This window comes from Streptomyces sp. TOM-9 (assembly GCF_056858595.1).
Genome location: NZ_JBXEQB010000001.1, coordinates 189,659 through 212,284, shown reverse-complemented (window position 1 = coordinate 212,284; position 22,626 = coordinate 189,659). Strand labels below are relative to the sequence as shown.

General features: G+C 73.0%; 18 protein-coding genes. 1 reads left to right on the top strand and 17 read right to left on the bottom strand.

Translation table 11 applies throughout. From position 1 onward, the window contains the following. Position 1: 1 nt before the first annotated feature. The 11 genes from AC1VWI_RS00960 to AC1VWI_RS00910 form a co-directional block, all read right to left on the bottom strand. Positions 2–1,357, bottom strand: coding sequence for an MFS transporter (locus AC1VWI_RS00960; RefSeq protein ID WP_499508935.1), 1,356 nt, complete (start codon positions 1,355–1,357; stop codon positions 2–4). Positions 1,358–1,406: 49 nt separating this feature from the next. Continuing rightward, complete coding sequence (locus tag AC1VWI_RS00955) at positions 1,407–2,327, bottom strand: cupin domain-containing protein (protein ID WP_499508934.1); 921 nt, start codon at positions 2,325–2,327, stop codon at positions 1,407–1,409. Next, positions 2,324–2,716, bottom strand: a complete 393-nt coding sequence (locus AC1VWI_RS00950) for a Zn-ribbon domain-containing OB-fold protein (RefSeq protein ID WP_499508933.1) — start codon at positions 2,714–2,716, stop codon at positions 2,324–2,326. Before AC1VWI_RS00950 ends, AC1VWI_RS00955 begins: the two co-directional genes overlap by 4 nt. Continuing rightward, complete coding sequence (locus AC1VWI_RS00945) at positions 2,713–3,855, bottom strand: thiolase domain-containing protein (protein WP_499508932.1); 1,143 nt, start codon at positions 3,853–3,855, stop codon at positions 2,713–2,715. Before AC1VWI_RS00945 ends, AC1VWI_RS00950 begins: the two co-directional genes overlap by 4 nt. Positions 3,856–3,863: 8 nt before the next feature. After that, on the bottom strand, positions 3,864–4,526 hold the full coding sequence (locus AC1VWI_RS00940) for a 3-oxoacid CoA-transferase subunit B (protein WP_499508931.1): 663 nt from the start codon (positions 4,524–4,526) through the stop codon (positions 3,864–3,866). Next, a complete protein-coding gene (locus AC1VWI_RS00935; RefSeq protein WP_499508930.1) occupies positions 4,523–5,254 on the bottom strand; it encodes a CoA transferase subunit A in 732 nt (243 codons plus the stop codon). The genes AC1VWI_RS00940 and AC1VWI_RS00935 overlap by 4 nt, the downstream gene beginning before the upstream one ends. Next, entirely contained in the window at positions 5,251–6,069 is an 819-nt protein-coding gene (locus tag AC1VWI_RS00930; protein WP_499508929.1) for an HpcH/HpaI aldolase family protein, read from the bottom strand. Before AC1VWI_RS00930 ends, AC1VWI_RS00935 begins: the two co-directional genes overlap by 4 nt. Positions 6,070–6,454: 385 nt before the next feature. Beyond that, a complete protein-coding gene (locus AC1VWI_RS00925) occupies positions 6,455–7,099 on the bottom strand; it encodes an RraA family protein (RefSeq protein ID WP_499508928.1) in 645 nt (214 codons plus the stop codon). 47 nt (positions 7,100–7,146) lie between these two features. Continuing rightward, positions 7,147–7,623 carry a cupin domain-containing protein gene (locus tag AC1VWI_RS00920; RefSeq protein ID WP_499508927.1) on the bottom strand — a complete coding sequence of 159 codons (477 nt, stop codon included), beginning with the start codon at positions 7,621–7,623 and terminating at the stop codon, positions 7,147–7,149. Between the two features lie 233 nt (positions 7,624–7,856). Beyond that, on the bottom strand, positions 7,857–8,450 hold the full coding sequence (locus tag AC1VWI_RS00915) for a malonic semialdehyde reductase (RefSeq protein ID WP_499516692.1): 594 nt from the start codon (positions 8,448–8,450) through the stop codon (positions 7,857–7,859). A 628-nt stretch (positions 8,451–9,078) separates the two neighbouring features. Continuing rightward, positions 9,079–11,898 carry a helix-turn-helix transcriptional regulator gene (locus AC1VWI_RS00910; protein ID WP_499508926.1) on the bottom strand — a complete coding sequence of 940 codons (2,820 nt, stop codon included), beginning with the start codon at positions 11,896–11,898 and terminating at the stop codon, positions 9,079–9,081. 159 nt (positions 11,899–12,057) lie between these two features. Here AC1VWI_RS00910 and AC1VWI_RS00905 point away from each other — a divergent pair, with 159 nt between their 5' ends. Further along, on the top strand, positions 12,058–13,572 hold the full coding sequence (locus tag AC1VWI_RS00905) for a 4-hydroxyphenylacetate 3-hydroxylase family protein (RefSeq protein ID WP_499508925.1): 1,515 nt from the start codon (positions 12,058–12,060) through the stop codon (positions 13,570–13,572). Here AC1VWI_RS00905 and AC1VWI_RS00900 read toward each other — a convergent pair. From AC1VWI_RS00900 to AC1VWI_RS00875, 6 genes are all read right to left on the bottom strand, one after another. Beyond that, positions 13,545–15,797, bottom strand: coding sequence for a helix-turn-helix transcriptional regulator (locus AC1VWI_RS00900; protein ID WP_499508924.1), 2,253 nt, complete (start codon positions 15,795–15,797; stop codon positions 13,545–13,547). The genes AC1VWI_RS00905 and AC1VWI_RS00900 overlap by 28 nt on opposite strands. Positions 15,798–15,883: 86 nt before the next feature. Beyond that, positions 15,884–16,363, bottom strand: a complete 480-nt coding sequence (locus tag AC1VWI_RS00895; RefSeq protein ID WP_499508923.1) for a flavin reductase family protein — start codon at positions 16,361–16,363, stop codon at positions 15,884–15,886. A gap of 106 nt (positions 16,364–16,469) precedes the next feature. Beyond that, complete coding sequence (locus AC1VWI_RS00890; protein ID WP_499508922.1) at positions 16,470–19,391, bottom strand: AfsR/SARP family transcriptional regulator; 2,922 nt, start codon at positions 19,389–19,391, stop codon at positions 16,470–16,472. Further along, positions 19,372–20,259: a dioxygenase family protein gene (locus AC1VWI_RS00885; protein ID WP_499508921.1), complete on the bottom strand. Its 888-nt coding sequence runs from the start codon at positions 20,257–20,259 to the stop codon at positions 19,372–19,374. The genes AC1VWI_RS00890 and AC1VWI_RS00885 overlap by 20 nt, the downstream gene beginning before the upstream one ends. Then, the gene (locus tag AC1VWI_RS00880; RefSeq protein ID WP_499508920.1) at positions 20,252–21,364 is read right to left on the bottom strand and encodes a maleylacetate reductase; all 1,113 of its coding nucleotides are present in this window, start codon (positions 21,362–21,364) and stop codon (positions 20,252–20,254) included. Before AC1VWI_RS00880 ends, AC1VWI_RS00885 begins: the two co-directional genes overlap by 8 nt. A gap of 297 nt (positions 21,365–21,661) precedes the next feature. Beyond that, positions 21,662–22,552: an AraC family transcriptional regulator gene (locus AC1VWI_RS00875; protein ID WP_499508919.1), complete on the bottom strand. Its 891-nt coding sequence runs from the start codon at positions 22,550–22,552 to the stop codon at positions 21,662–21,664. Positions 22,553–22,626: the final 74 nt, after the last annotated feature.

Genomic DNA, 22,626 nt, shown 5'->3' with positions numbered 1-22,626 from the left:
GTCATGCCGTGGCGCCGGCTCGTTCGCCCACCGTGTTCAGGTCGACCCCGCGGGTCTCCGGCCCGGCCGTGACGGCCGTCAGGATGATCAGTCCGCCGAACGCGGAGAGGATTCCCGCGGTGTAGTGGAAGGGCACGAGATGGGCCAGCCACAGCTGGTAGTAGGAGAAGAACGCGGGGATGACGACCGCGGTGCTGTACGCGACTCCCCAGCCCGACGACCGGACCGCGGTGGCGAAGCGCTCGTTGATGTAGGCCGGAAGCACGCCCAGCGAGCCGACGATGAACACGTTCGTCAGCGAGGCCAGGGCGGTCAGCCCGAGCCAGCCGTGCACGTTCCCGCTGCCCATCAGCGTGAGCGTGACCGGCGTCAGCAGGACCGTGGTCGTCGCGGCGATGTACAGCGCCCGCTTGCGGCCGATCCGGTCGCTCAGCCAGCCGTAGAAGAGGTAGGTCGCCATGCCCGGCCACGCGTTGACCAGCTGGGTGTGCGCGAGGTCGGACGCGGTGTAGCCCTCGTTGGACAGCAGCAGCTGCGGCATGACGCTGCCGAGCATGTTCACCGCGAAGAAGACGCCGGTCATGATGAGGTAGGACTGCAGGAACGCCCGGCCGGACGAGCCCTTGAGCATGTCGCGCAACGGCGACTTGGACCGTGCCGTCTCCTTGTAGACGTCCGAGTCCTCGACCCGCCGGCGCAGGAACCAGGCGACCCCCCAGGACAGCAGGGCGCCGATGAAGAACGGGATCCGCCAGCCCCACTGGACGTACGGCGAGTGCAGTCCGGCGTTCGGCGCGAACACCAGGACGATCGAGGTGAGCATGGCCACGAAGAACGGGCCGCCGCTGGCCGAGCACTGGATCAGCGCGCCGGTGAATCCCCGACGCCCTTGCGGCGCGTACTCCAGGGCCATCGGCGTGGCGGCGGTGTACTCCCCGCCGAGGAAGATGCCTTCGATGAAACGCAGCCCGATCAGCAGCGTCGTGGCCAGCGTGGGGCCGACCACCTCGGCGCCCGGCAGCAGCGCGATGAGCAGGGAGATCGTGCCGAACCCGTAGATGGTGATCGACCCGACCTTGCGCCGGCCGATCCGGTCCGCGAAGTGACCGAACAGCAGGGCGCCGATCGGACGGCCGATCAGGGTCGCGGCGAAGGTCATGCCGACGAACACCGAGAGCTGGCTGGGGGAGAGGTTCGACTGGAAGTAGACCATGGCGGGCAGCAGGGCCGTCGACGCCACGTAGATGGAGTAGGAGTCGACGGCGAAACCGGCCCAGGCGCTGGTGATCGCCCGCCGTCTGCGGGCCCGTAGGTCGGAGTCGGTCGATCTGGCCTTGACTTCGGTGGTGGAGGACATGGCAAGGGGTCCCTTCGGCGCTGAAGGCACGATGTCTGGTGGGCCGGGGTCAGTTGACCGGGGCGGGGTACTCGTCGGCGTTGAGCACCCAGCCGGGCTGTGCGGAGAAGTCGTGGCGCGGGCCGGCGAAGATGTCGATCAGGTGGTTGACGCCGGACCCGATGGCCTGCGAGGTGTGCACGGTGGGCGGCGGGATGATGGCGACCGAGGGGCTGCCGACGCGGGCGTGGTCCTCCGGCCGCCAGGCCGTGGCGTCGGGGCCCCACGGCGTCTGGATGTGGTGGACGTAGGTGCCGGCGACGACCAGGCTGCACTGCTCGAAGTCGTCGTGGGTGTGCGGCGAGAGCCGGTGCGGATCACGGGGACCGTTGCCCGGCTTGAAGAACCCGACCATGAAGGCGCGGGTGCGGAAGAGCCGGCCGAAACGTTCGGGGTCCTCCGGCACGTCGGCCATCAGGTAGGTGCGCCAGCGGTAGCCGCCTACCGGCTCCGGCCACGGCTCCAGCGGCGCGACCCGCGGGTGCGGCTCGGCGTAGCGGTCGGCGTTGGCCGCCCGTTCAGCCCACTCGGCCTCGTCGGACTGGATCAGTTGCACGATCGGCCCGGTGCCCGTGCTGACGATCTCGCTGGAACCGGGCGGGACGACGACCAGGGCCGGACCGTCGACCGCGTGCTCCTCGCCCGATCCGGAGCCGCGCAGCGAGCTGTTCCCGTCGATCAGCAGCACGACCTGTTCCGACGCCAGCTCGGCCGAGAAGATCGTGTCGCCGGGCTCCGGCTGGGTGTGGATCAGTACGAAGTTCTGGCCCCGCACGATCCACTGCCGGCTGCCCGCCGCGGTGACGGCGTCGGGGGCGGTGACGGAGAAGTCGAGGAACTGCGGCGCGGCGATCGCCTCGCCGGACCCCCGGGGTGTCGGTGCTGTCCTCGCGGACAGTGCGGAGCGCGGATCGTCCTTGGTGTAGGTCACGGGTTCTCCTCGAGGTGCTCGAAACGCAGGTGCAGGCGTCCTTCCTGGTCGAGCCCCCGGCTGAGCCGCACGGGCGTGCCGACACGCAGCGAGTCCGGGTCGGCGTCCAGGTGGGACAGGACACGAGGGCCTTCCGCCAGTTCGACGTAGGCGATGACGAAGGGGCCCTTTCCGGCGTGGTCGCCCTGACCGCGGTGGTTGACGGTGTAGGAGTGGACGGTGCCGGTGCCGGACAACGCCTCCCAGGCGAGGCCGTCCGACATGCAGTGTGGGCAGCGGGCGCGCGGGTACCAGACGAGCGTGCCGCAGTCGGTGCAGCGGGGGAGTTCCAGCCGGCCCTCGGCCAGCCCTTCCTCCAGGCGGGAGAGGACCGGGTCGTGCGGGGTCATGCGTCCTCCGATCCGAGCAACAGGGTGGCCGCCGCGGTGCGGAAGCCGAGATTGCCGCCGTGGCCCTGGACCAGGGCGATCCGGCAGTCCGGCACCTGGACCTCCGGTGCCGCCTCGCCGCGCAACTGGCGGACGGCCTCGATGGTGCGGATCATGCCGCCGCGGGAATCCGGATGGTTGTTGCACAGGCCGCCGCCGTCGGTGTTGAACGGCAGCCGGCCGTCGGCCCGCAGGGTGCCGCCGGTGACGAAGGCACCCCCCTTGCCCTTCTCGCAGAAGCCGAGGTCCTCCAGGCTCATCAGCACGGTGATGGTGAAGGAGTCGTAGATCGAGACGTAGTCGACGTCCTGCGGCGTCAGCCGCGCCTCGGCGAACGCGCGTGGCCCGGACACCGCGGCGCCGGTGTGGGTGAGGTCGATCCGGCCGATCGCGCTGTGCTTCACCGTCTCGCCGTGTCCCAGGACCTTCACCGTGCGGCGGGGGAGGGTGCGGGCGACCTCCTCGGACACGACGACCAGTGCGCCGCCGCCGTCGGTGGTCACGCAGCAGTCCAGCCGGCGCAACGGGTCCGAGATCATCGGGGAGCCGACCACCTCCTCGATCGTGACCGGCTTGCGCAGCAGCGCATGCGGGTTGTACTGCGCGTGGTGCGCGGCCGCCACCTTGATCTCCGCGAGCTGTTCGGAGGTGGTGCCGTACTCGTGCATGTGCCGGCGTGCCGCCAGGGCGTATCCGGCAGGCACGGTGATGCCGTAACCCGCCTCATAGGGGTGTTCGGGACCGCGGGCACCACCGGTGGTGCCGCCACCGCTCAGCGGGAGCCCGGCCATGGCGACCAGGGCCACATGGCACTTGCCGCTCGCCACGGCGGCCGCGGCGTGTCCGACGTGCATGGGGTAGGACGCGCCGCCGGCCTCGGTGACGTCCACATAGGACAGGTCCGTCAGTCCGAGGTGGTCGGCCATCGCGATCGAGCCGAGCCCGGGGACCTCCGAGCAGAAGAAGCCGTCGACGTCCGCCGGGCCGAGCCCGGCGTCGGCGAGCGCGCCGTAGGCGACCTCCGCGATCACCTGTGGCACGGTGCGGTCGGGGATCTTGCGCAGGGGATGCTCGAAGGCACCGGCTATCCGTGCGGACACCTGCCTGGTCATACGGGTTGGCCCCCTCGCAGATCGACGGTGTGGGTCGCCTCGGTGGTTGCTGCGACGTGGTCCGGGGTGATGCCGGGGGCGCACTCGCGCAGCGTCAGGACGCCGTCGACGAACTCGAACACGGCCAGGTCGGTGTAGACGCGGTCGACCACGCCCGGCCCGGTGAGCGGGAAGCTGCACCGCTTGCGCAGCTTGGGTTCGCCGTGCTTGTCGAGATGGGTCATCATCACCCAGATGCGACGGGCGCCGGCCACCAGATCCATCGCGCCGCCCACCCCGGGGTTGCCGCCGGGGACCAGCCAGTTCGCCAGGTCGCCGTTCTCACCGACCTGGAGCGCGCCGAGCACGCACAGGTCCAGCCGGCCGCCTCTGGCGATGGCGAAGGACAGCGACGAGTCGAAGGAGGCCGCACCCTCGAGCAGCGTGACGGGGTTCTTGCCCGCGTCGGTGACATCGGGGTCCGGCGCGCCGTGCGGCGCCGGGCCGACGCCCAGCAGTCCGTGCTCGCTGTGGTAGACGATCTCCCTTCCGGGCGTGGCCTGTTCCGGCAGGAGCAGCGGAGCGCCGATGCCCACGTTCACGCACCACCCGTCCACCAGGTCGTCGGCCACGCGGCGGGCCAGTTCCGCCCGGGTCAGGCCCTGCTGAGTGGTGGTCATCGCACCGGCTCCCCTGCGGTTTCCACGACGTGGTCCACGAAGGGACCGGGCAGGTGGATGTCGTCGGGCGGCAGGGATCCGCTGCGTTCGACGTGGTCGGCCTGCACGATCGTGGTGCGGGCGGCCATCGCGGCCAGCGGGTTGAAGTTGCGGGCACCGAGCCGGAACCGGAGGTTGCCGTACCGGTCCGCCACGTGAGCCTTCACCAGGGCGAAATCCGGGCGCAACGGCGACTCGAGCACGTAGGTGCGGCCGTCGATGACCCGGCTCTCCTTCTCCGTCAGCGTCTCCCGGGCTGTGCCGCCTTCGCCGTAACGGACCACGAAACCGCCGTCGGCGAGCATCGTCCCGGCCGCGGTCGGGGTGTAGAACCCGCCGAGGCCCGAACCTCCGGCACGCAGCCGTTCGGCGAGGGTGCCCTGCGGTACGAGTTCGATCTCGACGTCGCCGGCGAAGTACCGCCGGAAGAAGTCGGGGTTGACCGGGAAGGAGCAGGAGAGCCTGCGGACCCGGTTCTCCTTGAGCAGCCTGCCGATCCCGCGCTCGCCGGGCAGTCCCCGGCCGCCGTTGTTGGCGATGACGTGCAGCTCGCGCACATCGCGGTCGCAGAGCGCGTCGATCAGGTCGACGGGCACGCCGGTCTGGCCGAACCCGCCGATGGCGACGGACGCTCCGCTGCGGATGCGGGTCAAGGAGTCCGCGGCGCTGGGCCGGATCTTGTCGATCATCGGACGGCCACCGGCAGGGCGTCCCGCGCCTGTGAAAGCGTCCGCCGGGCGGCTCCGGAGATCATCCCGGTGTCGTTGCCGACCAGGATGAACCGGCAGCCCTGTTCGGCCCGCAAGCGGATCTGCTCCTCGCCCCGGGCCACGGTGCCGACCGGGACGCCGGCGCGGACCGCGGCGTTGATCGACCTGGTCACGGCGTCGTGCACGGCCGGCGAGCCGCCGGGCACCCCGAGGCTGAGCGAGAGGTCACCGGGCCCGATGAACACGGCGTCCACGCCAGGCGCGGTGAGGATCGCCTCGATGTCCTCGACCGCCTCCCGCTCCTCGACCATCGCGATCCGTGCGGCGTCCTCTTGACCCGCGCGCACGTACTCGGCCGCACCGCCGCTGATACTGCCCCACAATCCGGCCCGGGCCGCCAGTCCCATCCCCCGCGTACCGGCGGGAGGGAACAGGAACTGCTTCATCGTCGCCTCCGCCTGCGCGGCGTTGGAGACGTGGGGAACCAGGATCCCGGCTGCTCCCGCGTCGAGGTAGCGCTGGCCGTCGCCGTATCCGTGGTCGGTGATCCGGACCAGCGGCGCGACGTCCATCCGGGAGTAGAGCACCACCAGGGAGTACACGTCGCGGACCGAGAGCAGGGCGTGCTCCGTGTCGATCACGACGAAGTCGAACCCCGCCGCGCCGATGATCTCGGCGATCTCCAGTGAGGGGATCTTGACGAACGTGCCGACCACGGGCGGGCCGGCTGACTTCAACAGCTGCTGGAACATGATCACGATCTCCGTCGATGAGCGGTGCCAGAGCGAGTTCATATTGCGAACACCTTGTTCGCGATACGCAGCATGGCACCGATGGCCCGACCGGGCAAGGGAGAGGACGGGATCGAAAAATCGCCGGCGCGCGACGGCCGCATCCGGGTCAGGCCACGGCCGTCCACGGGCCCAACGGCACGTCAAGTCCGCTCGCGCCGCAGGCGGCGAGCGGGACCCGGCCGTTGGCGGGAGCGGGCCCGGGCGTGGATGACAACACGCCGGCAGAACCTCGTTCGCGGTGCGTGCTGGTGATGACGGCGGTCGGCCGTCGCGCCGGTCCGTCTGCGCGACCTGTCGCAGTCTGCGGTACCGAGGTCACCTACCCGACGGTGCGACAGGCGCGGGCGCCGGACGTGTGGCCTGCGGCCGCCCGGAAGCTGCGCCGCTACCGGGGCGGGCGTTCGTCGAGGAGCCGGGCGACGGACTCGGAGTCCTCGGCTTCGACCTTGGCCGCCTCCTGGAACACCCGCTCCAAGCTGGCCTGAGGGATGACCACGGCTCCCGCCGCGTCGGCGAAGACGTAGTCACCGGGAGTGATGCACACCCCCGCGACTTCGACGGCGACGCCGGCCGCGTACGGCATGACGACGTCGCCGCCCCAGCGCGTCGCCTCGCCCCGGCACCACGACGCGAAGCCGTGGTCGCGCAGTTGGGCGAAGTCCCGCAGCCTGCCGTCCGCCAGCACGCCGGCGAGCTGGTGACGCTTGACCCGGGACAGTTTCGTACCGCCACCGTGCGAGACGTCCGGGTACCCGCCGCTGGACAGTACGAGGACCTTCCCGGCCGGGTCGTCGCCGACCGCCTGGTCGAAGAGTTCACCGAAGCCGGTCCCGGCCTGCGGCAGATCGTCGCGGTAGGGCAGGTACGCGAGGGTGACGGCCGGGCCGAACAGCGTCCTGGAGGGAACGGGGCTCGACAGGGCGAGGATGTGCGCGCGATGGCTGTGGACGCGGCCCATCGCGTCCACCATCGAGGCGCAGCCCAGCCGTGCCGCCCTGGCCGCGTAATCCGCGTCGTCATGGCTGCTCATGCTTCTCCTCCGAGCTTGCCGCGGCGCTGGAGACCGCAACCGATGTCCTAGCTCGACGGATCGTCGACCTTGATCGCATCCCCCGTGTTGCTGATGAAGACGACCAGCAACTGCGCGGGCTCCGTTCGGCTGGCGTTCTCCGACAGCACGTGGTGGGCGCCCGGCGGCTCGACCCAGTACTCACCCTTGCGGTAGGTGTGCACCGGCTCTCCGGCGAGCTGGCTGCGCACCGTGCCCTTGAGGACGTAGGCGTAGACGAAGGCATCCCCGTGCCGGTGCGGGGGCGTGCTCCCATCGGGCGGGTAGTCCACGACCGCCGAGGTGAACGTCTTGCCCTTGACGTTCGGGAGTGCCTGCTCGAGCAGGACGGACAGCTTGTCGGTCGGCCGCATGGACGTTGCCGGAGCGACGACGGCAGCGGGCGCCTCGCCGGTGGCGTCCTTCGCCGCGGGGGCGCATGCGGCGACGGCCGCCATGGTGAGGCCGAAAGCGAGAATGCCACGACGGAACGCCATCGGGGTCATGGCGGCTCTCCTATTCCTGTTCGAATTCTGCGATGTGCGGCGCGCAATACGAAGGGCTCCGGAATGCGAATCCACTGCGGCAGCCGGCCCATCGAGGATCCTAAAGCGGAATCGGTCCCTCCGCCTGGTCTGCCGCCGACTGACGAGCGGGCGGAATTCGGCCCGCGTGAAATGGCTCAAGCCCCCGGGGGTGGCCCCGGGGGCTTGAGCGCGGTCATCCTCGGTGTCCGGCGTCAGACGGTGCTGACGACCTCGTCGTAGGCCAGTCGCGGGTTGCGCGCGAACCACGCGTCCGTGCCCGGGTTGCCGATGTTGACGACGGCGAGGACGCAGTGGTCGCCGTCGGGGAAGAACTCCTTGTTGATCGCGTCGGCGTCGAAGCCGGTCATCGGGCCGGCGGCGAGGCCGGCGGCGCGGACGCCGACGATGAAGTAGCCCACCTGCAGTGCGGCGTTCAGGGCGGCGGACCGCTCGCGGACCGCGCGCTCGGCGAAGAACACGTCCTTGGCCTGCGGGAAGTGCGGGAAGACGGCGGGCAGTTCCTCGTGGAACTCGTTGTCGGCGGCGAGCAGGGCGACCAGCGGCGCGGTCGCGGTCTTCTTCTTGTTGCCCTCGGCCAGGTGCTGCACCAGGCGTGCGCGGGCGTCCTCGGAACGGACCAGGACGACCCGCAGCGGCTGCTGGTTCATGGAGGTCGGGCCGTACTTGACCAGGTCGTAGATGTCCTGGACCTGCTCGTCGGTGACCGGGGCGTCGGTGAAGGTGTTGGCGGTGCGGGCCTCACGGAAGAGCAGGTCCTGTGCGGCGGGGTCGAGTACGAGCGTCATGGCGGTTCCTCGGGTCGGTACGGTCGGTACGGTCGGTCCGGGTGACGGGGGTGAGGGGCGCCGTACGGTCCCGGCCCACCAGAACTGGGCGCCCGCGCCGAGCAGGTACACGCCGGTGGCGGTGGCCCCCACCAGGCCCCACAGCAGGGGCCCGGACAGGACGTGCGCCATCAGTGCGCTGAGCACGGCGCCGAGGGCGACCGTGGGCAGGTGCAGTGCGGCCCAGACGGGGCCGGCCGGTGGTGCCGTGCGCGCCAGGGGACGCCCGGGGCCGCCGTGGGCGGCGGCCCCCACCGCGACGTAGGTGAGCGTGGCGCCGGTGAGCAGCGCCAGCACCTCCGCGGCGGACGGTGCGTCCCGTGCGGACGCGGACACGGCGGTGGCCGTCCACAGGGCCAGGGTGTAGCCGTGGGGTGCCGCGCCGGCCGCCACGATGCCCTGGAGAGAGCCGCGGTATCCGCGCGCGGTCGTCATGGTCCCTCACTCCCGGAACTGAGCGGGGCGGCCACCGGACCGGAGGCCTGCCCCGCCACCAGCATCGGGAGGAGGGCCATGGGCGGGCATCGCCCATTCAAGGGATCTTGGCGGCCCGCGCGGTGAGGCCGCGATGGCCGCGGTCAGGTAGCGGTCAGGTCCGGTCGGCGCCCGCGCCGGTCCGTTCCACCGCCAACCGGGTCAGTTCCACGCGGGTGTTGATGCCGAGCTTGGTGAAGACGTGCTTCAGGTGGGTGTTGACCGTGTGGACGGACAGGTAGAGGCGGTCGGCGATGGCCCGGTTGGTGAGTCCCTCCGCGACGAGGGGCACCACCTTCAGCTCGGACTCGGTCAGGCTGTCCCAGCCGGAGGTGGCGGCCGCGCGGCGGGTCATCCCGGAGGCGCGTACGCCGAGGTCCCGCAGGATGCGGCGGACGCGCTCGTTGTCGTGGAGGGCCCCGGTCCCGGCGGTGAGCCGCGCGGCCTCCTCCAGCGACGCGACCGCCGCATCGGTACGGCCGTGCGCGGCCAGGAGGGTGCCCAGGTCCTCGTGTGCCGCGGCGACCGCCGGGAGGCGGCCCCCGAGACGGTGTTCCGCGACGGCTGCCTGCAGTGCCGCGGGGTCGTCATCCAGGAGCCCGTCGATGTGGTCCCGTACCGCCAGGACGACGTCCTGACCGCCGTTCTCCTCGGCCACGGCGCGCACGACCGTGGCCACCGCCTCGGCCGTCGCCCGGTCGCCACCGCGCAGTGCCGTACGCGCCAGGGCCGGCCAGTGGCCGGGGGGCAGACAGAGCAGCCAGGCCGTACGGTCACCCGCGTGGAAGAAGGCGCCGAGTGCCTCGGCCGCCGCCACGCCATGGCCCTGGGCCTGCAGGAGGCGGGCGTGGGCGAGCGCCGTCCACGGGCCGTACGGGGTGCCGTCGGGTGCGGCCGCGGTCGCGGCCCGCAGATGCGCACCGGCCTGGGCGAGGTCACCGCGCGCGGTGTCGACCAGGGCCAGGACGGCGCGGACCAGGGGCACCGCGCGGGCCGTCTCCAGCTCCGCGGCTACGGTGAGGCAGGCTTCGGCCTCCACGGCCGCATCGTCCAGGGCGCCGCCTTCCAGCAGGGCGATGGCCCGGCAGGCGTGCCAGTGGGGCAGTGACCAGCCCAGGCCGAGGGATTCGGCGGAGCGCTGGCCCTCGCGCAGTACCCGCGGGGCGTCCTCCAGCCGGTCGGTGGACAGCATCACGATGGCCAGCCACAGTGCCGGGATGCGGGGCGGCCGCAGCCGCAGGCCGTCGGCGGTCGTGGCGGCCCGTCCGGAGGCGTTCTCGGCGAGTTCTAGGGCGCGGTCCAGGTGGCCGCGGTAGAAGGCGGTCTGCGACTGGAAGACCATGGCGCTGACGACGACGGCCGGGTCGGCGCTGCGGTACGCCGCCTCGACCAGCCCGGTGTCCGTCTCCTCCGCGGCCGCGATCTCACGGCGGTGGATGTGGGCGGTCGCCTTGGCCTTGAGCAGCCGGACGCGCAGGTCCTGCGGGAGGTCGGGCAGCTCCAGGGCCCGCCGCAGATGGCTCATCGCGGCCGCGTCGTCGCCCGCCGCCTGGTGGATCTCGCCGCCGACCAGCCGGAGCGCGGCCTCCTGGGCGGGTTGCAGCCCGTCGGAGATGGTGGCGTCGACCAGCTCCAGGGCCTCGTTGACCCGCCGGGTCCAGCCGAGCAGTTCGGCGGCATGGGTGAGCAGTTCGACGCGCCGCGGGTCGTGGGCGGGCAGCAGGTCCGCCGCCTGACGCGCGAGGTCGGCGGCGGATCCGGGGACGGTCCGCGACAGCTCCCGGACGGCGGTGGTCAGGGTGTGCACGGACGCGTCGTCGATGGTGCCGCCGGCCAGGACGAGGTGCCAGGCGATCTCCGCCCGGTCGCCGCCGCCGTCGCGCAGGGCGTCGGCGGCCTCCCGGTGCAGGGCCACGCGCACCGGCAGCGGCAGGTCGTCGTGGACGGCCTGCCGGATCAGGTCGTGCCGGAAGGCGAACCGGCGGCCCGCGCTGACCAGCAGCTGTGCGCCCAGGACGCTGTCCACGGCGGACAGCAGCCCGCCGACCGGCCTGCCGAGCATCCGGGCGACGACGCCGAGGTCGAACGCGCGGCCCAGCACCGAGCCGATCTGCAGCAGATGCCGTGCGTCCTCGGGCAGCCGGTCCAGCCGCTCCCGGACGCTGCGCCGGAATCCGGCGGGCATCTCCTGGGTCAGGGGGGTCGCGGTGCCGCCGTGGATGCCGACGGCGTCGGCGTCGCGCAGCGAGCGCAGGAGTTCGATCGCCAGGAAGGGGTTGCCCGCGCTGCCGTCCAGCAGCCGGGACAGGGCGGGGGTGGGCGCCGCCCCGAGGACGTCCGCCGCCAGCTGCCGCAGCGCCGCGGGCGGGAGCGGCCCGAGGGTCAGCCCGCGCGCACCCCGGTCGCGCAGCGTACGGCTCATCCGGGTGACGTCTGACCGCTCGGTGCCGGAACGTACGGCGATCACCCACAGGACCCGGGAGGCCGCCAGCCGCCCGGGCAGCGTCCGCAGGGCGAACAAGGTGGCCGGGTCCGCCCATTGCGCGTCGTCGACGAGGACCGCCACCGGGGCGCGCTGCGCGCGGTCCTCCAAGGCGTCGGTGATGCCGTCCAGCAGCCACAGCCGCCGGTCGCCGGTGACGTCGGGGGCGCGGCCGGCGGCGGGGCCGTGCACCGCGGCGTGCAGCGCGGCCAGCGGGGCGTACTGGTCGAGCTCGTCGGCCCGTACCCACAGGACGTCGAACCCGGCCGCGCCCGCCAGCTCTCCCAGGCGGGTCAGCAGTCCGCTCTTGCCGGTGCCGGACGCGCCCTCCACGAGCACGCACGCGCCCTCACCGCGGAGCACCCCGTCCAGGGCCGCGCGCAGCGCGGCGATCTCGTCGTCGCGCCCCCTCAGGCGGGGGGAGTGCGTCGTCCGGGAGACCGCATCGTGCATGCCGCAATCGTGCCGCACGGGACCGGGCCTCCTCAATGCCGCAGGGCCTGTGACCGGCGGTTTCACCCGGGGTGATGTGCCGCGACGGGGCGCGCTCTCACCCCGTTGGGGCGCAGGCTGCGTTCCGTCCAGATCCCGTGTCCCGGAAAGGAGCACGACGTGCGTACAGGCAAGGAATACCTGGCGGCACTCGACGACGGCCGGAAGGTGTGGGTGGGCGACGAGCTCGTCGACAACGTCGCCACGCACCCGAAGACCAGGGCGTACGCCCGGCGGATCGCCGAGTTCTACGACCTGCACCACCGCCCGGACCTCCAGGACGTCATGACGTTCGTGGACGAGGACGGTGTCCGCCGGTCCATGACGTGGTTCCAGCACCGCAGCAAGGACGACCTCAAGCGCAAGCGGCGCTACATCGAGACCGTGCTGCACGAGCTGGGCGGCGGCGCCACCCCGCGCACCCCCGACGTCAACAACTACGTCTTGCTCACCTACGTCGACGACCCCGAGCCCTGGAGCAGCCAGGCGGTGGGGACCGACGGCCGGGACCTCACCGCGGGGATCCTCGACTTCTGGCGGCAGGCGCGGGACGGCGACCTCAACACCACGCCGGCGTTCGTGGACCCGCAGACCGACCGTTCCCGGGAATCCGCGCAGGCGGAATCGCCCGCGCTGAAGGTCGTGGCCACCTCCGACGAGGGCATCACCGTACGGGGCGTCAAGGCCATCGGCACGGGCGCGGCCTTCGGCGACTGGATCCACATCGGCGTGTTCTACCGCCCGGGCATCCAGCCGGATCAGGTCATCTTCGGCGCGGTCCCGCCCAACGCGCCCGGCGTCACCATCATCTGCCGGGAGAGCAACGTCCGCGACGGCGAGGACGTCGAGCACCCGCTCGCCTCGCAGGGCGACGAGCTCGACAGCGTCATCCTCTTCGAGGACGTGCTGATCCCCTGGGACCGGGTGTTCCACATCGGCAACCCCCAGCACGCCGCGCTGTACCCGCAGCGCGTCTTCGACTGGCTGCACTACCAGGCGCTGGTGCGGCAGATGGTGCGCGCCGAGCTGATGCTCGGACTGACCCTGCTGGTCACCGAGCACATCGGTACCTACCAGCTGCCCCCGGTGCAGGCGCGCATCTCGCAGTTCGCCGGGTTCCACCAGACGCTGAAGGCCCATGTGCTCGCCTGCGAGGACGAGGGCTTCACCACCCCGGGCGGCCTGTACAAGCCGAACGTCCTGATGTTCGACTACGGCAGGGCGTACTACCTGGAGAACATCGCCCGCATGGTCAACGAGGTGATCGACCTGGCCGGGCGCGCCTCGCTGATCTTCCCCACCGAGGGACAGTGGCAGCGCCCGGAGCTTCGGCCCTGGCTGGAGGCACTGCAGACCGGCCCGGTCGGCAGGCCGCACGACCGGCTGAAGATCAGCCGGGTGATCCGCGACCTGTTCCTGTCCGACTGGGGCGACCGCATCAGCACCTTCGAGAACTTCAACGGCACGCCGCTGCTGGCGATCCGCACGCTCACCATGAAGCGCGCCGAGCTGTCCCCGAGCGGGCCCATCGCCGACCTCGCCCGGAAGGTGTGCGGCATCGACGGTCCCGCCAAGGAGAAGGACACCGCGTACACGGCCCAGGCGGACTACGCCCGCCGGCAGGACGCCTCGTAGGGGGTGCCGGGCCCGGGATGCAGCACGCCGCACTCCCGGGCCCGGGCCACTGCGCCGCTGCGGCTGTGCGCGTCGAGCTTCCGGAACAGGGAACTGACCTGGGTCTTCACGGTGTTGCGGGACACGTGCAGCTCGGCGGCGATCTCCCGAAGCGTCAGCGGACCGCACAAGGCGCGCAGGATCCGGCGTTCCCCAGGGGACAGGTCCTGCGCTCGCGGCGCTGCACCTGATGCTGCTGGCTCGGGCCGTGCCGTGCCAAGGCGCGCGAGCAGACCGCCCAGCACCTCCGGAACGGCACCGTCATCCTCGGGCACGGACACGGGGACGGCGCCGCGAACGCCGCGCGGCAGACCCGAGGCGACGACACCGGCCAGCGCCCACAAGTGCGGCTCGCCGCCGTGGACGGTCGCCGTCATCGCCCGCGCCGCGCCGGACAGGGCCTCGGCGGCCTCGGTACGGGCGAGGTCCTCCAACAGCAGTCCCGCATGGCACAGATGGGCTGGCGCCGCGGCGAAGTGGCCGTTCAGACCCTCGGCACGGGCCGTGTCCAGAGCCTGTTCCACCAAGGTGCGCGCCCGTTCCCGGTTCCCGTCCAGATACGCGCACAGGGCCCGCGAGCCCAGGGCGCGGACCAGGACCAGCGAGTGCCGGGCGCCGTGCGCGTCGCGGACCGCCTCGGCCAGCCGGGCGTCCGCCTCCTGCGTACGCCCCTGCCACAGCAGCGCGGTGCCCTGGGCGACGCAAGCCAGCGCCCGCCAGGCGGTCAGCGCGGGGGGACGGCGGACAGCCGCCCCGTCGAGCCGGACCTGAGCGGCGCTCTCCCCCCGCAAGCAGCGGACGAGAGCCTGGGCAACGGCCGCCGCCTGCGCCACCGTTCCCCCTTCCCCCACGGTGCCCGGCCCGCACGGCCGGGCCTTCGCCACGTCGAGCCACCGCTCCGCCGCCTCGGGATCGCCCTCGCACAGCGCCGTCATCGCCGCCACGACACACAGCCGGGCGTCGGCGCGGACGGCGCGAGCCGGCAGCATGCGCAGCCACCGAGCGACGTCCGCGGTCCGGCCCGCGGCCAAGGTCTCCTCCCAGGCCTGAAGGACCGCCGTCAGCGCGCCGGGGGTGTCGCCGGCCGCCACGAAGTGCCGTACGGCGGGCGTCGTCCGACGCCGCTCGCCGTACCAGTGCCCGGCCGCGTGGTGCAGTGCCGCGGCCCCACCTGGCTGCTCGGTGGCCAGGACCCCGGCCAGCAGCGCGCGCAACGCCGGGTGGTGCCGGTAGGCCCCCGGTGCCGTACCCGAGGGCACGAGCAGCTGTACGGTCCGCGCGAGGTCGCGCAGCAGCACTCCGGCGCGGTCGCTGCCCGTGACGGCACGACAGGACTCCGGGCTCAGCTCGTCCAGGACGCTGGTGCGCAGCAGGAAGGCGCGCTGCTCGGTGGTGAGCCGGTCCAGGACCTCGGTGCCGAGGTAGTCGGCGACCGCGCGGGCGCCGTCGACGGCATGCCCGCCTTGACGGACACCGGCCGCGTACCCGGCGCGCGTGCGCCCCAGCATGCACAGGCCCGCCGCCCATCCCTCGGTCAGGTGGTGCAGCTCGCGCACCCTGCGCTCGTCCACCGGGCCGCCGGAGCCGCATGCCAGCAGGGCGGCCGCCTCCTCGGGGGTGAAGCGCAGCTCGTCCGCCGCGAGGTCGGCGGCGAGCCCCCGGGCGCGCAGCGCCGGCACCGGCGCCCCGGGGAGGTGGCGGGTGGCCAGCACGGCCCGCATGCCCGCGGGAAGCGCGGTCAGGAAGTCCCCCAGGCAGCGCAGGGCCGCCTGGTCGGTGAGCCACTCCACCCCGTCCAGCACCAGGGTGAGCGGCGATCCGCCCGCCGGCGCCGCCAGGATGCGCGGCAGCAGGTCCTCGACCCAGACCTCCAGGGTCCATGCCCCGGCGGGCGGAGGAGTGGGCAGCCCCGGCCGGAACCGGCTCAGCGCCGTGAGGATCCCGGCCCACAGCCGCGCCGGGGTGTTGTCGTACGCGTCCAGCTCCAGCCACGCCACCTGGCCGCCACGGGCCCGGAGGGCGCGGGCCCAGTCGGCGAGCAGCACGCTCTTCCCGGCGCCCGGCGGCGCCGAGACGACGACCACGGGCTCCACCGCGGCGTCCAGACGACGCAGCAGCCGCGGCCGCGGCACGAACCGCCGTGGCCGCGCGGGCGGGTGGAGCTTGTACTCGGCAATGGTGTTCAAGGAGCCTCCCACCGGGCCGTAGGGGTCCCCGGTGCCCGGCGGGCACGACACGGCACCGGGCACCGGGGGGACTGTGACGAAAGGGCCTAGCTCAGGACGCCGAAGCCGCCCGCGAAGTACAGCAGCGGACGGGCCTGCGCCTTGTGCTCGAAGTGCCGGACGTCGCCGACGAAGATGGTGTGGTCGCCGCCGGGCAGCGCCTGGGAGACGTCGCAGACCATCGTGGCGATCGCGTCCTTGAGCACGGGCACGCCGTGGTCCTCGTCGACGTTCACGCCCGCGAAGCGGTCCTTCACCGGAGCGGAGAAGGTACGGGCCAGGTGTTCGCAGTCCTCGCCCAGGACGTTGACGGCGAACCGGCCGTGCTCGGCGATCGCGGTGCGGGTGAACAGGTGGTTGCCGATGCACACGATCAGCTGCAGCGGGTCCAGCGACAGTGCGGAGACCGCACTGGCCGTCATGCCCACGGGGGCGCTTGCGGTCCGGGTGGTGATGACGCTGACCCCGGTGGCCAGGCGTCCCATCGTGGCGCGGAAGGCGACGGTCATGTCGAGGGTTTCAGTCATGGGAGACCTCCGGGAAGGAGTGTGCCGAGCCCTGGTGGACGTGGTGAACTGTGCGCCGCCGCCTGTTAATAGGAGGGAAACCGCACTGTGGCCGGGGGTTCACGGCTCATCGGCGCAGCCGCTCGACCAGGCGTCTCATCTCTTCCGACGGGCGCACGCCGAGATCGGCCATGGCCCGCAGGTAACCCCGGTACAGCTCGATGAGTTCGTCGTCGTCCCCGGCCGCCTCGGCGCCGGCCAGCGCCAGCCGCCAGGCCTGCTCGCGGTACGGATCACGTTCCAGCGCCGCTCCCGCCAGCTCCCGCGTCTCACGGATCCGGCCCAGGCGCAGGGCGACGGCGCCGGCGTCGACCTGCGCCTGGATGAGCGCGGCCGCCAGTTCCTCGCGCCGGGCGTCCAGCCACGGCGTGGACACGCCCTCGAAGTACGGGCCGCGCCCCGCGGTCCGCAGCGCCTGCAGGAGGGTGTGGAGCCGGTGCTCGCCGTCCTGCCTGCCGGCCTCGGCCAGCAGCCGCCGGAAGGTGCCCGAGGAGCCCGCCGCGGACGCCTCGGGCGTCAGCCGGTAGACGTCACCGTCCTGCAGGAGCGCCAGCCCTTCCGGCAGCACCTCCCGCAGCCGGTACACCGCCTGCCGCAGGTAACTGCGCCCCGCGGCGTCGCTCCGGCCGGGGAACAAGGCGCTCAGCAGCATCGGGCGCCGCGCGGTCGCGGCGGGCCTGGCCAGCAGGAACGCCAGCAGTTCGGTGCTCTTGGCCAGGCGCGGGTGGACCTCCCGCCCGTCCGCGGACAACCGGACCGCCCCGAACTCCTCGAGGACCAGCCGCGGTGCGGCGGGGGCGCTGAGCGCCGGGCCGGAGGACCGCGCCGCCACCAGCTCGTGCCAGGGCGAGGAGTGCGAGGGCTCGGCGTCGGCCCTGCGCACGGCCACCGCCGGCATGTCGTCCAGCGCCTGCAGCAGCAGATGGCGGCCGCCCTGGGCGGCGGACACCCCCAGGGCCAGGTCGGCCGCGGCGTCCGCGGCCTCCACGTCACCGGCGCGCCACATCGCCTCGCTCAAGTAGACGGCCGCGGTGGGCAGTTCCAGTAGCAGGTCGCCCGCGGTCATGGCGGCGACGGCGTCGGCCAGCCGGCGGGCCGCCTCCTGGTCCCGGCCCGCCAGGAGCAGTTGCAGGCCGTGCCACGTGCCGGACAGTTCCCGGGTGAAGGCGTAGCGGGCGCTGCCCCGAAGGCCGGCCGCGGTCAGCGCCCGGGCGGCCCGCGCCAGGTCGCGGTCGAGCCGCAGCGCCAGTTTGGCCTCCAGCAGCAGGCTGAGGATCCCGTACACGCGTGAGCCGGTCGCGGCGATGGCCGGGCGTCCGGCCGCCAGCGCGGCCCAGGCCTCCTCGCGCCGTCCGAGGTCGGCCATCAGCTCCACGTCGTCGATGGCGGTCAGCCACACCGGCCGGGGTCCGTCCCCGAGGGACGCGTACATCTCGCCGGCCTGGGAGATGCGGCCGGTCGCGCGGAGCGCGGCGACGGTCCACGGGGCGCCGGTCGCCCGGCGCCAGGCACCGGGCGGCGCGGGATCGTCCTGGAGCTCGGCGAGCCGTCCGCCCATGTAGGCGATCCGCATCAGCATGACCTCGACCGGGCCCGCGGCGTCGGCCCGCAGGTCCGGGAGCGGGGTGAGGGGGCCGCCGTCCGCCAGCGACATCAGCGAGGCGGCGATGTCGCGGTGGCGGCCGGGGGGCATCACCTGCAGCATCCGCCGGGCCTCGTCGAGCCTGCCCGCGTGCCAGAAGCACCACACCAGCAGCGCCAGGTCCTCGCTGCCGCCGGGCTGTTCGGGCAGCCGGCCCCACCAGGACCGTCCGTGGTGGTCGGCCAGCCGCAGCCCGCGCCAGCACTGCTCACGGCCGAACGCGACGCGCAGCGCGGCGGACGCGAGCCCCGGGGCGGGCGGCCCGGGCACCGGCCGCATCCGGTCCAGCCAGCTCTCGGCCGTGGTCAGGTCCAGCCGGTCCAGGATGCCGGGCAGGACCTGTTCTGCGGCGCGCCGGGCCGCCGCCGACTCCCCGGCCATCAGCAGTTCGGTGACGGCGTCCTCGTGACGGCCCGCCGTCTCCAGCAACGCGGCGTGCCGGCGTCTCAGCTCGCGCCGGGCGCCGTCCTCCATGGCGTCGGCGCGTTTGCGCAGGTACTGACGGAACCGTGGCAGCGCCCGCATGCGGGTGCCGTCTCGGGACCAGGTCAGCGGCAGCCGGCGGTGGCGCAGGGAGGCCATGACCCGGTCCGGTCCGTACAGCCCCAGCGCGTTGGCGGACTCGGCGGTCACCTCGTCCAGCACGCTGGTGGCCACGAGCAGCGCCGTCTCGTCCTCGGTGAGTTGCCCCAGCAGGTCGGCGGAGAGCAGGTCGAGCCTGCCCGCCGCGGCCGCCGGGTCCGTGGCCCACCAGTCGTACAGGACCCCGGTGACCCAGCCCCCGGTGGCCCGCACCCGCAACTGCGCCTGGCCGTCCTGCCCGGTGGGTCGCAGGGCACGGGCCGCCTCGGAGACGTCGAAGGCGAGGTCGGTGTCGTCGAGGAACGCCACGCGATGGACGTCTGCGAGCCCTCCGATGCCCTGGGGCGGATCCGTGCGCGTGACGAGCACCAGCCGCAGCCCCCGCGGCGGTTCCACGACGAGCGCGGTGAGCGCCTCCTCGGCCGTGGCCCGGCCTGCGACGTGTTCCAGCCCGTCGACCACGAGCACGGGCGGCCCCGCGCCGCCGGCGGACACGGCCTCCGTCAGACGGCCGCGGAGCACCTCACCGGCGCCGTCCCCGGCGGGGAGCCCGCCCAGGGGGATCCAGGCTGCCGGGCCCGGCAGGGCCCGTGCCGCCTGGAGCACCGCGGTGGTCTTTCCCGCCCCGGCGGAGGCCGCGACGACCAGCACGGGATGACCCGCCAGCGCCTGAAGGACGCGGCGGGTCACCCGCGGCCGGGGTACGACGTGCGCCGGCAGGTCCGGCAGGGCCGGGCGCCGCCCGTCAGGAAGGCCGGGGGTCATGAGCCGACCGTCCCGGCTCGAGCACGAAGGTGTGACGGAGCAGGGTGTACGGCTGGTCGGTCCGCGTGCCGTAGGGACCGGTGCCGGCCGGGTGGCTCGCGTACTGCGTCACCAGCGACTGCTTGACGCCGAAGACCGGGTCCTGGTCGAGGTACAGGTCGTCTGAGGGGAACAGCATCGTGGTCACGCGCTGGAACCCCTCGGCGGCGATCATGACGTGCAGATGCGCCGGCCGCATCACGGACCGGCCGGTGGCCCGCATCATCTCGCCCACCGGACCGTCGTCGGGGATGGGGTAGCTGGACGGGCGGATCGAGCGGAAGCGGAAGCGCCCTTCGCCGTCGGTGCGCAGCAGGGCGCGCATGGCCGGGTCGGACAGGCCGGGGACGTCCACGTCGTAGTGGCCGTCCGCGTCGCTGTGCCATACGTCTATCCCGGCGTTGGCGACCGGCGCGCCGTGGTCGTCGGTCACCAGTCCCTCGAAGAACAAGGGCGTGCCCGGCAGCCCCTCGGAGATGTCGGCGCCGTCGGCCGCCTGCGGGCGGTCGTCGCGGAAGAAGGGACCGAGCACACTGTTCTGCGTCGATCCCTCCGCCCGCCGGTTGCCGAGCGCGTCGACCAGCATCGTGATCCCCAGCACGTCGGACAGCAGGATGAACTCCTGCCGCGTGGGGGTGCACTTCTGCCCCGTACGCGTGAGGAAGTCCACGCCGCGCGCCCATTCCTGCTCGGTCAGACCGGTCTCACGGACGAAGTCGTGCGCGTGCCGGACCAGGCACTCGAGGATCTCGGCGAGGCGGTCGTCCTTCGCGTCGCGGACCGTGGCGACGACGGCCTCGGTGATGGTGGAATCGGTGAGGTCACGCATGACGGGCTCCCGTCGGGTCGGAGGAATGGTCGTCGGCGGCCCGGTGGGGCGGTTCGCCCGCCCAGGCCCTTTGGAGGAGGTCGCGTACGGCGTCCCGCCGTACCGGGCGCGGGTTCCAGTAGCCGTCCCGGACGATCAGGTCGGCGGCCTCGCCGATGCCCGACTCGGGCATGCCGAGGTCACGCAGCGCCCGGGGCGCGCCGATGCCGCCCGCGAAGTCGAAGACCGCCGTCGCGGGATCGAGGCCGGCGCCGGGCAGCGCCCGGCCGATCCGGGCCACGGCCGCCTCGGCCGCCGGGGCGTTGTACGCGATGACGTGGGGCAGCACGACGGCGTGGGTCTCCGCGTGCGGCAGCTCGAAGGAGCCGCCCAGGACATGGCACACCTTGTGGTGCAGGGCCATGCCGACGGTGCCCAGGCAGGTCCCCGCCAGCCACGCCCCGTACAGCGCGGCGGCGCGCGCCTCGGTGTCCGCTGGATCCCGAAGGAGCGCCGGCAAGGCCGCGGCCAGGGCGTCCAGGGCCTCACCGGCGGTGAGGAAGGCGAGCGGGTCGCCGTCCTGGGCGTACAGGGCCTCCACGGCGTGCGCCATGGCGTTGAGTCCGCTGACCGCGGCGACGTGCGGGGGCAGCGTCATGGTGAGGTCGACGTCGTACACGACCGTGTCGAGCAGGATCTCCGGCAGCCGCCGGGTGGTCTTCACACCGCCCTGGGTCTCGCCCAGGATCGGGGTCATCTCCGAACCCGCGTAGGTGGTGGGAAGGGCGAGCTGCGGCAGCCCGGTGCGCAGCGCGACGGCCTTGCCGAGGCCGATGGTCGAGCCGCCGCCCACGGCGACCAGGCAGTCCGCGCCGGCCGCGCGGGCCGCGTCGACCGCCTTCCCGGTGACGGGCACGGGCGTGTGCGCGGCCGCCTGGTCGAACACCCCGGCGGCGAGCGGGCCGAGGAGCTCGCTCACCTCCCGGGCCTGGTCGGTCTGGCCGGGGGTGCACAGCACGAGGGCCCGGCCGCGCCCCAGCGCCCTGACCTCGTCGGCGAGCCCCTTGCGCGTTCCGCTGCCGAAGACCACTTTCGTGATCTGTCCTCTATGCACGAACGACTTCATAGTTGCCCCTTGCACATTCTTTACCGGAAATGGAGTCTCATCGGCCGCTCGGTGATGCGTCAATGAATGTTTCGCGCGATCGCGCGCGCACGGCGCCGATTACCCCATTCACGCGACGAACGGCCGGCTCCCCGGATCCGGGGACAGGAGCGGATATCACCCATCCTGGTGATGCGCGCGGCGTGAGGGCCGCCCACGGAGGAGGGCAGCGGAAACGCCACCGTGGGTACGGGCGGCGGAAAGGCCCCGATTCCGACTTCGGCCCCAACGGGCCCTCGCTCCCGCTCCCTTGGGTGCCTACGGGGTCTGCGCGGTGTTCCGCATGCGGGCGGCGTCCCGGCTCGGGGGAGCGCCGAACTGGCGGCGGTACTCGCGGCTGAACTGCGAGAGGTTGTCGTACCCGACGCGTTGGCCGACTCCGGTGACGTCGCCCGGGTGGGTGGCGAGCAGCAGCCGTGCCTCCTGCAGTCGGATCTGCTTCTGGAACTGGATGGGGCTCATCGCCGTCACCGCCTGGAAGTTGCGGTAGAAGGCGGAGACGCTCATGCCGGAGCGACGTGCCACGTCCTCGACCCGGAAGGGCTCGGCATAGTGCTCGCGAATCCAGCGCACGGCCCGGGAGACGTGGTTCAGGCCGCTGTCGGCCAGGCCGAGCTGGCGCACCGCCGCACCCTGCTCACCGGTGATCAGCCGCCAAAGGATCTCGCGCTTGACCAGCGGGGCCAGCACGGCGCGGTCGCGGGGCTCGTCGAGCAGGCGCAACAGCCGGACCACCGCGTCCAGCAGCGCCGCCGGGGCGTCGCTGACGGCGATACCTGACGGAGCGCCCCCGCCGGCCCGGGGGATGTCGCCCGGGCCGGCCTGCAACAGCAATTCCGCGACGGCGGACGGTTCCAGCGTGAGCCCGAACCCCAACGCGGGCCGGCCGGGGTCCGCCTGGGTGAACTGCCCGGTCACGGGCAGGTCGACGGATGCGACCAGGTACTGCCCGGGTCCGTACTCGTAGACCCGGTCGCCCAGCGCGAGGCGTTTGGCGCCCTGGGCGATGACGGCGAGCACCGTGCCGGACATCGAGGGCGCCGGCGGATCCGTCCGGTCCACCCTCGAGACCAGGACGCCGTCGATGTCCGTGGCCGAGTCGGGGCGGGCGTGCCGGGCCAGCAGGGTGCGGAACTCTTCGAAGGGCATGCGCCCATTGCAGCACCCTTGCGTACGGCAGCTCCCCCGTCTGAGAGGAACGTGCAAGGACGAGCGAGCATCGT

Bases quoted from the DNA above. Each gene is read 5' to 3' on its own strand.
- AC1VWI_RS00960 (WP_499508935.1), bottom strand. From the start codon at position 1,357: ATGTCCTCCACCACCGAAGTCAAGGCCAGATCGACCGACTCCGACCTA.
- AC1VWI_RS00950 (WP_499508933.1), bottom strand. From the start codon at position 2,716: ATGACCCCGCACGACCCGGTCCTCTCCCGCCTGGAGGAAGGGCTGGCC.
- AC1VWI_RS00940 (WP_499508931.1), bottom strand. From the start codon at position 4,526: ATGACCACCACTCAGCAGGGCCTGACCCGGGCGGAACTGGCCCGCCGC.
- AC1VWI_RS00935 (WP_499508930.1), bottom strand. From the start codon at position 5,254: ATGATCGACAAGATCCGGCCCAGCGCCGCGGACTCCTTGACCCGCATC.
- AC1VWI_RS00930 (WP_499508929.1), bottom strand. From the start codon at position 6,069: ATGAACTCGCTCTGGCACCGCTCATCGACGGAGATCGTGATCATGTTC.
- AC1VWI_RS00925 (WP_499508928.1), bottom strand. From the start codon at position 7,099: ATGAGCAGCCATGACGACGCGGATTACGCGGCCAGGGCGGCACGGCTG.
- AC1VWI_RS00920 (WP_499508927.1), bottom strand. From the start codon at position 7,623: ATGACCCCGATGGCGTTCCGTCGTGGCATTCTCGCTTTCGGCCTCACC.
- AC1VWI_RS00915 (WP_499516692.1), bottom strand. From the start codon at position 8,450: ATGACGCTCGTACTCGACCCCGCCGCACAGGACCTGCTCTTCCGTGAG.
- AC1VWI_RS00910 (WP_499508926.1), bottom strand. From the start codon at position 11,898: ATGCACGATGCGGTCTCCCGGACGACGCACTCCCCCCGCCTGAGGGGG.
- AC1VWI_RS00895 (WP_499508923.1), bottom strand. From the start codon at position 16,363: ATGACTGAAACCCTCGACATGACCGTCGCCTTCCGCGCCACGATGGGA.
- AC1VWI_RS00890 (WP_499508922.1), bottom strand. From the start codon at position 19,391: ATGACCCCCGGCCTTCCTGACGGGCGGCGCCCGGCCCTGCCGGACCTG.
- AC1VWI_RS00885 (WP_499508921.1), bottom strand. From the start codon at position 20,259: ATGCGTGACCTCACCGATTCCACCATCACCGAGGCCGTCGTCGCCACG.
- AC1VWI_RS00880 (WP_499508920.1), bottom strand. From the start codon at position 21,364: ATGAAGTCGTTCGTGCATAGAGGACAGATCACGAAAGTGGTCTTCGGC.
- AC1VWI_RS00875 (WP_499508919.1), bottom strand. From the start codon at position 22,552: ATGCCCTTCGAAGAGTTCCGCACCCTGCTGGCCCGGCACGCCCGCCCC.